Source organism: Pseudomonas sp. 44 R 15, assembly GCF_900004965.1.
In the GTDB taxonomy this organism is placed as follows: Bacteria; Pseudomonadota; Gammaproteobacteria; order Pseudomonadales; family Pseudomonadaceae; genus Aquipseudomonas; species Aquipseudomonas orientalis_A.
On record NZ_CVTU01000078.1, the window covers coordinates 1 to 10290 of the forward strand.

Annotated in this window: 10 protein-coding genes; 6 read left to right on the top strand and 4 right to left on the bottom strand. The window is 61.4% G+C overall.

The features are described 5' to 3' along the window. From BFP93_RS10020 to araH, 3 genes are all read left to right on the top strand, one after another. On the top strand, positions 1-849 hold an 849-nt coding region (locus BFP93_RS10020; protein ID WP_065892958.1), incomplete at its 5' end, for a substrate-binding domain-containing protein. Then, entirely contained in the window at positions 846-2348 is a 1503-nt protein-coding gene (gene araG, locus BFP93_RS10025) for an L-arabinose ABC transporter ATP-binding protein AraG (protein WP_065892959.1), read from the top strand. The genes BFP93_RS10020 and araG, both read left to right, overlap by 4 nt. 9 nt (positions 2349-2357) lie before the next feature. Beyond that, complete coding sequence (gene araH / locus BFP93_RS10030; protein WP_065887779.1) at positions 2358-3326, top strand: L-arabinose ABC transporter permease AraH; 969 nt, start codon at positions 2358-2360, stop codon at positions 3324-3326. 114 nt (positions 3327-3440) lie between these two features. Here the strand turns inward: araH and BFP93_RS10035 are convergent, their stop codons facing one another. Then, entirely contained in the window at positions 3441-4589 is a 1149-nt protein-coding gene (locus tag BFP93_RS10035; protein WP_065892960.1) for an aldose epimerase family protein, read from the bottom strand. Between the two features lie 138 nt (positions 4590-4727). Between BFP93_RS10035 and BFP93_RS10040 the strand changes: the two genes are divergently transcribed. Further along, the gene (locus tag BFP93_RS10040; protein ID WP_065892961.1) at positions 4728-5495 is read left to right on the top strand and encodes an SDR family NAD(P)-dependent oxidoreductase; all 768 of its coding nucleotides are present in this window, start codon (positions 4728-4730) and stop codon (positions 5493-5495) included. 162 nt (positions 5496-5657) lie between these two features. On the opposite strand, the gene BFP93_RS10045 is transcribed toward BFP93_RS10040, so the two are convergent. After that, the gene (locus BFP93_RS10045; protein WP_065892964.1) at positions 5658-6644 is read right to left on the bottom strand and encodes an AraC family transcriptional regulator; all 987 of its coding nucleotides are present in this window, start codon (positions 6642-6644) and stop codon (positions 5658-5660) included. Positions 6645-6709: 65 nt separating this feature from the next. Between BFP93_RS10045 and BFP93_RS10050 the strand changes: the two genes are divergently transcribed. After that, positions 6710-7936, top strand: coding sequence for an MFS transporter (locus BFP93_RS10050; protein WP_065892962.1), 1227 nt, complete (start codon positions 6710-6712; stop codon positions 7934-7936). A 44-nt stretch (positions 7937-7980) separates the two neighbouring features. Continuing rightward, a complete protein-coding gene (yghU, locus tag BFP93_RS10055) occupies positions 7981-8808 on the top strand; it encodes a glutathione-dependent disulfide-bond oxidoreductase (protein WP_065892963.1) in 828 nt (275 codons plus the stop codon). Positions 8809-9073: 265 nt separating this feature from the next. Here the strand turns inward: yghU and BFP93_RS10060 are convergent, their stop codons facing one another. Continuing rightward, positions 9074-9931 (bottom strand): IS3 family transposase, encoded by an 858-nt coding sequence (locus BFP93_RS10060; RefSeq protein ID WP_065891665.1) that lies wholly within the window; start codon positions 9929-9931, stop codon positions 9074-9076. Beyond that, on the bottom strand, positions 9928-10290 hold a 363-nt coding region (locus BFP93_RS10065), incomplete at its 5' end, for a transposase (protein WP_218061226.1). The genes BFP93_RS10065 and BFP93_RS10060, both read right to left, overlap by 4 nt.

The window sequence follows — 10290 nt, forward strand, 5'->3', positions numbered from 1 at the left end:
GCCGAAAAAGCCGGCAAGGAACACGGTTTCACCGTGATCAAGATCGCCGTGCCGGATGGCGAGAAAACCCTGTCGGCCATCGACAGCCTGGCCGCCAACGGCGCCAAGGGCTTTGTGATCTGCCCGCCGGATGTGTCCCTCGGCCCGGCGATTGTCGCCAAGGCCAAGGTCAACGGCCTCAAAGTGATGGCCGTGGACGACCGCTTCGTCGATGCCAAGGGCAACTTCATGGAAGACGTGCCGTACCTGGGCATGGCGGCGTTTGAAGTGGGCCAGAAGCAGGGCGCCGCCATGGCCGCCGAAGCGAAAAAACGCGGCTGGGACTGGAAGGACACCTACGCGGTGATCAACACCTTCAACGAACTCGACACCGGCAAGAAACGCACCGACGGCTCGATCAAATCTCTGGAAGAAGCCGGCATTCCCAAGGACCATATCCTCACCGCCGCGCTTAAAACCCTCGACGTGCCCGGCAGCATGGACGCCACCAACTCGGCCCTGGTCAAGCTGCCCAGCGGCGCGAAAAACCTGATCATCGGCGGCATGAACGACAACACCGTGCTCGGTGGCGTACGTGCCACTGAAAGCGCCGGCTTCAAGGCCGCCAACGTCATCGGTATCGGCATCAATGGCACCGACGCCATCGGCGAATTGAAGAAAGCCGACAGCGGCTTCTTCGGCTCGATGCTGCCAAGCCCGCATATCGAGGGCTACAACACCGCGCTGGCGATGTACGAGTGGGTCACCACCGGTAAAGAGCCCGCCAAATACACCGCCATGGACGAAGTGACCCTGATCACCCGCGCCAACTTCCAGGAAGAACTGACCAAGATCGGGCTGTGGAAATGACCGCTGCGGCCCTGCGTTTTGACGGTATCGGCAAAACCTTTCCTGGGGTCAAGGCGCTCGATGGCATCAGCTTCACCGCGCACCCGGGGCAAGTGCACGCCCTGATGGGCGAGAACGGTGCGGGTAAATCGACGCTGCTGAAGATCCTCGGCGGCGCCTATATTCCCAGCAGCGGCACGGTGCAGATCGGCGAGCAAACCATGGTCTTCAAGAACGCCGCCGACAGCATTGCCAGCGGCGTGGCGGTGATCCATCAGGAGCTGCACCTGGTGCCGGAAATGACCGTGGCCGAAAACCTGTTCCTCGGGCATTTGCCGTCGCGTTTTGGCGTGGTCAACCGCGGCGTGCTGCGCCAGCAGGCGCTGGCGTGCCTCAAGGGCCTGGCCGATGAAATCGATCCCCAGGAAAAGCTCGGGCGCCTGTCCCTGGGCCAGCGCCAACTGGTGGAAATCGCCAAAGCGTTGTCCCGTGGCGCCCATGTGATTGCCTTCGATGAGCCGACCAGCAGCCTGTCCGCCCGTGAGATTGATCGCTTGATGGCGATCATCACGCGCCTGCGCGATGAGGGCAAAGTGGTGCTCTATGTCTCGCACCGCATGGAAGAAGTGTTCCGTATCTGCAATGCGGTGACGGTATTCAAGGACGGGCGCTTCGTGCGCACCTTCGAGGACATGAGCGCGCTGAGCCACGATCAGTTGGTGACCTGCATGGTCGGCCGCGATATCCAGGACATCTACGACTATCGCCCGCGCGAGCACGGCGAAGTGGCGCTCAAGGTCGACGGCCTGCTCGGTCCCGGCCTGCGCGCGCCGATCAGTTTCAACGTGCGCAAAGGCGAAATCCTAGGCCTGTTCGGCTTGGTGGGGGCAGGGCGCACGGAACTGTTCCGCCTGCTCAGCGGCCTGGAACGCGCCAGTGCCGGCCATCTGGAGCTGTGCGGTGAGCCGCTGCAATTGCGCTCACCGCGCGATGCCATCGCGGCCGGCGTACTGCTGTGCCCGGAAGACCGCAAGAAGGAGGGCATCATTCCGCTGTCCAGCGTCGCCGAAAACATCAACATCAGTGCCCGTGGCGCGCATTCGGCGTTCGGCTGGCTGCTGCGCGATGGCTGGGAAAAGGGCAACGCCGACGGGCAAATCAAGGCCATGAAGGTCAAGACGCCGAGCGCCGAACAGAAAATCATGTACCTGTCCGGCGGCAACCAACAGAAGGCCATTCTCGGCCGCTGGCTGTCGATGCCGATGAAGGTGCTGCTGCTGGACGAGCCCACGCGCGGTATCGACATCGGCGCCAAATCGGAGATCTATCAGATCATCCACAACCTCGCGGCCCAAGGTATCGCGGTGATCGTAGTGTCCAGCGACCTGATGGAAGTCATGGGCATTTCCGACCGCATCCTGGTGCTGTGCGAAGGCGCCATGCGCGGTGAACAACTGCGCGAAAACGCGACTGAATCCAACCTGCTGCAGCTGGCCTTGCCGCGCGGCCTGGCGAACTGAGAGACGACCATGACCCTTCAAAACAACGCGTTGCCCTCGGCACGCAAACCCCTCGATCTGCGCGCACTGCTCGACAATTGGGCCATGCTGCTGGCGGCGATAGGCATCTTTGTGCTGTGTGCCTTGTTGATCGATAACTTCCTCTCGCCGCTGAATATGCGCGGGCTGGGCCTGGCGATTTCCACGGTGGGCATTGCCGCGTGCACCATGCTGTTCTGCCTGGCTTCCGGGCACTTCGACTTGTCGGTGGGCTCGGTGATTGCCTGCGCCGGCGTGGTGGCGGCGATTGTGATGCGCGACACCGACAGCGTGATGCTGGGCATCGGCGCAGCGCTGTTGATGGGCCTGATGGTGGGCTTGATCAACGGCATCGTGATTGCCAAGCTGCGGGTCAACGCGTTGATCACGACCCTGGCGACCATGCAGATCGTGCGTGGCCTGGCCTATATTTTTGCCGACGGCAAAGCGGTGGGCGTGTCCCAGGATCAGTTCTTCGTGTTCGGCAACGGCCAGTTGTTCGGCGTGCCGGTGCCGATCCTGATCACCATCGTGTGCTTCCTGTTCTTCGGCTGGTTGCTCAATTACACCACCTACGGGCGCAACACCATGGCCATCGGCGGTAATCCGGAAGCGGCGTTGCTGGCCGGCGTGAACGTTGATCGCACCAAGATCCTGATCTTCGCCGTGCACGGTTTGATCGGCGCGTTGGCCGGTGTGATCCTGGCCTCGCGCATGACCTCCGGCCAGCCGATGATCGGCCAGGGCTTCGAGCTGACGGTGATATCGGCGTGCGTGCTGGGCGGGGTGTCATTGAGTGGCGGTATCGGCATGATTCGCCATGTGATTGCCGGGGTGTTGATCCTGGCGATCATCGAGAATGCGATGAACCTTAAGAACATCGACACCTTCTACCAGTACGTGATTCGCGGCTCGATCCTGTTGCTGGCCGTGGTCATCGACCGCATGAAACAACGCTGAGTTATGCCATGTGAGGACTAAATGTGGGAGGGGGCTTGCCCCCGATAGCGGTGAGTCAGTTGATGCATCTGTAGCTGACCCACCGCAATCGGGGGCAAGCCCCCTCCCACAGTTTTAATCGGCAGTGAATTTAAAAATGGTGTTCTGGGTGTAGGTTTGCCCTGGGTTCAAGCGAGTCGAGGCAAAACCAGGCTGGTTAGGCGCATCCGGAAAATGCTGGGTTTCCAAAGTAAACCCGCTCCAATGCTGGTACGCCTTGCCGCCCTTGCCCTTCATCGAACCGTCCAGGAAGTTGCTGGTATAGAACTGCACCCCAGGCTCGCTGGTGTAGAGCTGCAAGCGTCGACCCGACTCGGGGTCATGCACCTCGGCCGCCAGCTGCTTGACGTCACCCTTGGTATCCAGCGCCCAGTTGAAGTCAAACCCGCCCTGTTTCGGTTCGGCAAACTTGAGCTGCGGGTGGTCGTCCTTGATGTGCTGGCCGATAGGTGTGGGCTTGAGGAAGTCCATCGGCGTGCCCTTGACCGGCGCCAGTTCGCCGGTGGGGATCAGGGTGGCGTTCACCGGTGTGTAATGGCTGGCGTGCAGGGTGGCGACCTGCTTGAGGATGTCGCCATTGCCCGCGCCGGCCAGGTTGAAGTAGCTGTGGTTGGTGAGGTTGAGCACGGTCGGTTTGTCGGTGGTGGCGGTGTAATCGATGTGCAGTTCGTTCTTGTCGTTCAAGCGATAGGTGACTTCGGTTTTCAGGTTGCCGGGGAAGCCCATTTCACCGTCCTTGGACAGGTAGGTGAGGGTGACCCCGACCGAATCCTTGTCCTTGAGCGGCTTGGCTTGCCACACCTGCTTGTCGAAGCCCTGGGCGCCGCCATGCAGCGAGTTGGGGCCGTCGTTGAGCGGCACCTGGTAGCGTTTGCCGTCGAGTTCAAAGGCACCGCCGGCCAGGCGATTGCCGAAGCGGCCAATGGTCGCGCCGAAAAACGCGGTGCCGGCCTGGTAGCCCTGCACGTCGTCAAAACCCAGCACCACGTCGTCGACCTTGCCGTGTTTGTCCGGCACCTTCAGCGACTGCAGCACACCGCCGTAGGTAATCACCGTGGCTTGCATGCCATGGCTGTTGCGCAGCACGTATTGTTCGACGGCCGTGCCGTCGTTGGTTTTGCCGAAGGGTTTGTGTTCGCTGCTCAAGCCGGCGGCATGTGCGCCGCCGCTGGCGATCAGCATGGACAGCGCCAGGCCGGACAGCAGGTATCGAGGGTGCTTCATGGTCGAACTTCCTTTTGTTGTTTTAGGATTGAATAGTTCTACTAATGTGCGATATTTCGTCACTTGGACAGCGAATTTATAGCCTTTAACGCCGATTTCGTAAAATAAAATAAGACTAATTGATCGAGGCATCACGTTATGAGTACTGAGCACGCCCTGTATCCCGACCTCAAGGGCAAGACCGTAATGATCTCCGGCGGGGCCTCCGGCATCGGCGAATTCATGGTGCGGGCCTTCGCGGCCCAGGGCGCCAAGGTGGCCTTCGTGGACCGCGCACAAAGCCAGGGCGAACGCCTGGCGGCACTGTTGAACTCCAAGGGGCATACCGTCGAGTTCGAATGCTGCGATATCACCGACGAGATTGGCTATCGCGCCGCGATCGGGCGCTTCGAACACTCCCTGGGCCCGATCACGGTACTGGTCAACAACGCCGCGAACGATGTGCGCCATACCTTGGAGGAAATCGACTCGGAGATGTTCGACCGCCTGATTGCGGTCAACCTCAAGCACGCGTTCTTTGCCGCCAAGGCCGTGGCACCGATGATGAAACACGCCGGTGGCGGCTCGATCATCAACCTCGGCTCTGTCGGCTGGATGATGGCCTCCGCCGGCTACCCGGTGTACGCCGCCAGCAAGGCCGCCGCCCATGGCATGACCCGCGGCCTGGCTCGGGAGCTGGGGCCGCACCGCATCCGCGTCAACACGCTGGTGCCAGGCTGGGTGATGACGGAAAAACAACTGGCCCTGTGGGTGGACGACGCCGCCCGCGAGCTGATCGCCCGCAGCCAGTGCCTGCCGGGCAGTGTGATGCCTGAGCATATCGCTAATATGGCGCTGTTTTTGGCTTCCGACGCCTCGGCGATGTGTTCGGCGCAGAACTTTATCGTGGATGGTGGTTGGGTGTAGAAACGCGACTATCAAACGATGAGGATGAAGTGTGGGAGGGGGCTTGCCCCCGATAACGGTGTGTCAGCCAGCTTATATGTTGACTGGTACACCGCCATCGGGGGCAAGTCGAATCGTCGCACCGCCCCTCCCACATTTGAAAAGCGGTGCTGCTCCAGGCCTTCATATCGAACGCCTGGCCGCGCCGGGCGGCTGTCCGGTAATGCGCTTGAAGGCACGGCTGAACGCCGCCTGGGAGGTATAGCCGAGGCGTTGCGCCACGGTGTCGATGGGCATGCGCTCCAGGGTCAGCCATTGGCTGGCCAGGCGCATACGCAGTTCCGTGGTATAGCGCAGCGGCGGTACGCCGAGGGCGGCCTGGAAGCGATCGGCGAACACCGAGCGCGAGGTGTGACACTGGGCGGCAAGCTGCGCCACGCTCCAGTCGTGGCCCGGTTGCTGATGCAAGGCGAGCAGGGCGGGGGCCAGGCGCGGATCGCGTAACGCCGCCACCAGACCCGAGGCGTTGCCACAGGCGCACTCGACCCAACCCCGTACGATCATCGCCGCCACCACATCGGCGAGGCGCGCGAGGATGCCGGCATAACCCACGCGCGCCGTGGACACTTCGCGTTCCATGACCGCCAGAATCGGCATCAGCCCCGGGTAACGCTGGCCTGCGGCATCGATCAGCATCAGGGCGGGCATCAGGTTGCCGAGCCCCTGGAGGCTGCCGAGCTCGAACTCCATACATGCACTGAACAACAGCCTGTCGGGGACGGTATCGGGTGAGGCGTTCACGGCGCAGACGGTATCCCCCAGCGGTGCGCTGTCGAAATCACTGATGTCCTGCACAGCCGCATCCGGCGCGGATAACAGCGCGTGCGCGCCGCCGTGGGAGACGAACACCGCGTTGCCGGCCGACAGGGCGAAAAGGCTGCCGTCCTCGGCACGCAGCGTGGCGTGACCGGCCGCGAGGAAGTGAAAATAGGCATGGCCCGGCTTGGCACCAAAGGCCATGCCGAACGTAGGCCCGGCCTGGATGCGCCGGTACTGCACACCCCGCAGGCGCATGCCGCGCAGCAATTCATTGATCAGGTCGGAGGAGGCGGTGAAAGCGTCCACTGAAGTCATATTCGGGGTTTCAGTCAAATAATCAAGGTTCTGCATCATAGATCATCCAGGCGGGCCTACCTAGACTGAGCGCCACGTTAATGACTGTAGGAAGACTTGTTATGACTGATTGTGCAGCCCATGCGCCTGCAGGCGTTGTGGCAGAGCCGGCCTGGATGGCGGTATTTTCCCTGGCGATGGGGGTGTTCGGCTTGCTCACGGCTGAGTATTTGCCGGCCAGCCTGTTGACGCCGATGGCCCTGGACCTGGGCGTTACAGAGGCACTGGCCGGGCAAGCGGTCACGGTGACGGCGGTAGTGGCGCTGTTCGCTGGTTTGCTGGTGCCCGGGCTGACCCGTGGTATCGACCGGCGGATCGTGCTGCTGGGCTTTTCCACGCTGATGATCGCCTCCAACCTGCTGGTGGCGCTGTCCTCCAGCCTGACGGTGCTGTTGCTGATGCGCATCCTGCTGGGCATTGCCCTTGGCGGTTTCTGGAGCATGGCGGCGGCGGTGGCGATGCGCCTGGTGCCTGCGGCGTCCTTGCCCCGGGCGCTGTCGATCATTTTCAGCGGGATCGCATTGGGCACCGTGGTCGCTGTGCCGCTGGGCAGCTACCTGGGTGGCCTGTACGGCTGGCGCAGTGCGTTTATCGCGGCGGCCGCCGTCGGCGTGGTGACCCTGGCGTTCCAGGCATTTACGCTGCCGCGCCTGGCGCCCAATGGCACCGCGCGCCTGCGCACCGTGCTGCACGTGTTGCTGCGCCCCGGCATCGCCATGGGCATGTTCGGCTGCGTCTTGGTGCACACCGCGCATTTCGCGCTGTTCACCTATATCCGGCCGTTCCTGGAAAGCACCACCGGGGTTGGCACCGAAGGGCTGGCGCTGATGCTGCTGGGTTTCGGCGTGGCGAACTTCGCCGGCACGCTGTTTGCCGGTTGGTTGCTGGTGCGCCACCCACGGGCAACGCTGGTGTTGATGCCGGTACTGGTGGGCGTTGCGGCACTGGCGTTGGTCTGGCTGCCTGCGTCACTGCCGACCCAGGCGCTGCTCCTGGCGCTCTGGGGCATGGCGTTTGGCGGCGTGCCGGTGGCGTGGTCGAACTGGGTCGCGCGTGCGGTGCCGGATCAGGCCGAAAGTGCCGGAGGCATGGTGGTGGCGTCGGTGCAGTCGGCCATCGCTGCGGGCGCTGCCGGTGGCGGGTTGATGTTCAGCGTCAGCGGCATTGGTGGGGTGTTTGTCGGGGCGGGTGTGTTGATGCTGCTCGCGGCGTTGCTCATCGCACTGCGTGTGCAGGTACCAGGGCAGGACGGTGACCTGAGTGTGACGCACCACCCGTCTTTGGTTTAGTCTCAAACCCTTCGTTGATCGCAAGCGCTCCAGGAGCATTGAACATGGCTGACTACGTACCCCCCAAGGTCTGGACCTGGGACGCCGAAAGCGGCGGCACCTTCGCCAGCATCAACCGGCCCATCGCCGGCGCCACCCATGAGCAAGCGCTGCCGGTGGGCAAGCATCCCTTGCAGCTGTATTCCCTGGCCACGCCCAACGGGCAGAAGGTCATCATCCTGCTCGAAGAGTTGCTGGCCCTCGGGCACACCGGCGCCGAATACGACGCCTGGCTGATCAAGATCGGCGACGGCGACCAGTTCGGCAGCGGCTTCGTGGGGGTCAACCCGAATTCGAAGATTCCGGCGTTGATGGACCACAGCGGCGCGGCGCCGATTCGCGTGTTCGAGTCGGGCGCGATCCTGCAATACCTGGCCGAAAAATTCGCGGCGTTCTTTCCCGCCGAACCTGCGGCGCGTGCCGAGTGCCTGTCGTGGCTGTTCTGGCAGATGGGCAGCGCACCGTATCTGGGCGGCGGCTTCGGGCATTTCTATGCGTATGCGCCGAGCAAAATGGAGTACCCGATCAATCGCTTTGCCATGGAGGCCAAGCGTCAGCTGGATGTGCTGGACAAGCGCCTGGCGGTGAGCGAGTACATTGCCGGGGATGAATACACCATTGCCGATATCGCTATCTGGCCCTGGTACGGCGGGTTGGTGAAAGGGCGTTTGTATGGGGCGGCGGAGTTTCTGTCGGTGCATGAGTACAAGCATGTGTTGCGCTGGGCCGATGCGATCGATGCGCGGCCGGCGGTGCAGCGTGGGCGGCGGGTGAATCGGGTGTCGGGCGACGATCAGTTGGCTGAGCGCCATGATGCGCGTGATCTGGACTGAGTGAAATCCAAGTGTGGGAGGGGGGCTCCCGATGGTGGCCTCTCAACCGACGGGTATCCATCTGACACACCTTGGTCCAAATGTGGGAGGGGGCTTGCCCCCGATGGCGGCCTCTGGGCCGACCAGGATGGTGGATTGAGTTGAGTACATATCCGTTTCTGCGGTAACGGCTACTTAGGGTTCCGCCCTGACGGCGGGTCACTTTGGAAAAGCCCCAAAGTAACCATGGACTTGCTCCCTCAAAACGTACGCCATAAAGCGAGCGTTAAGCAGTTTGCTTCAGTTGCTTTGCGTAGTCATTAGGTGAGCTGTATCCCAGCGCCGAGTGCAGCCGTGTCGGGTTGTAAAAACCATGGATGTAGCTCGCGATAGATGCGTGAGCCTGTGCTTTGCTGGGATACACACCGGTAGCTTCTTCCTTCTTGAGTGTGGCAAAAAAGCTCTCTGCTACAGCGTTATCCCAGCAGTTGCCCTTACGGCTCATGCTTTGCACAAAACCCCTGTCCAAGATCATGCTGCGAAAACCGCTGCCCGTGTATTGCCGACCTCTATCAGAGTGAAAAATTACACCCTGATCAACTGGTGTATTCGTCCAGGCGTTCAAAAAAGCCTGCTGCACCAGACCCTCAGGCATCCGTTCCGACAGGCTGTAACCGAGTACCTGGCGTGTTTGGATACTCAGCACCACGGCCAAATATAGCCACCCCTGACGCGTCGAAATATAGGTGATATCGCCCACCCACGCGGGAGTTGGGCTTGTCACAGAAAAACGTCGTTTCAACACGTTGTCGGAAATTGGCTGGATATACCGATTATCCATCGAGTGTTTGAACCGAGCCTTGATTTTCCCTCGCAACATTTCTTCTCGCATCAACCGGGCCACTCGCTTATGCCCAACTGAAAAAGATCGGTTATGAAGTGCCTTGACCATCCGCGGGCGCCCATAAGTGCCGCGACTGGCATGATGAATCGCACGAATTTCCAGGCGAATTTCAGCGTCTGGATCAGGACGTTCCCGGCGTTTCAAATAGCCGTGAAAGCCCGACACCGAGACCTCCATCACTCGACATAACAGCCTGACTGGAAAGTGAGTCCGTTCACGGGCGACGAAGGCGTATCTCAGTTGGACTCTCTGGCAAAGAACGCCGTCGCTTTTTTTAGGATTTCTCGCTCCATTTTGAGCGTGGCATTTTCAGCTCGAAGCCGAGCCAGCTCGCTTTCCAGGTCAGAGACCGGATGCCGGGCAGGAGAACTGAGAGGACGCCCGTTGCGTGCGGCGTCCAGCCAATTACCTAAGGTTTTGACCGAAATATCCAACTGTCGAGCTGCTTCTCCTCGACCAATGCTTTCAGCGAGTGTCACTGCCTGAGCTTTGAAGTCGTCGGTGTAACTGCGGCGGGTTTGCTGTGACATAGGTGCCTCCAAGGTTGCGATTAAAATATCGCTTCTTGGCGTCCGCTGCGAGGGAACAAGTCCACCAAA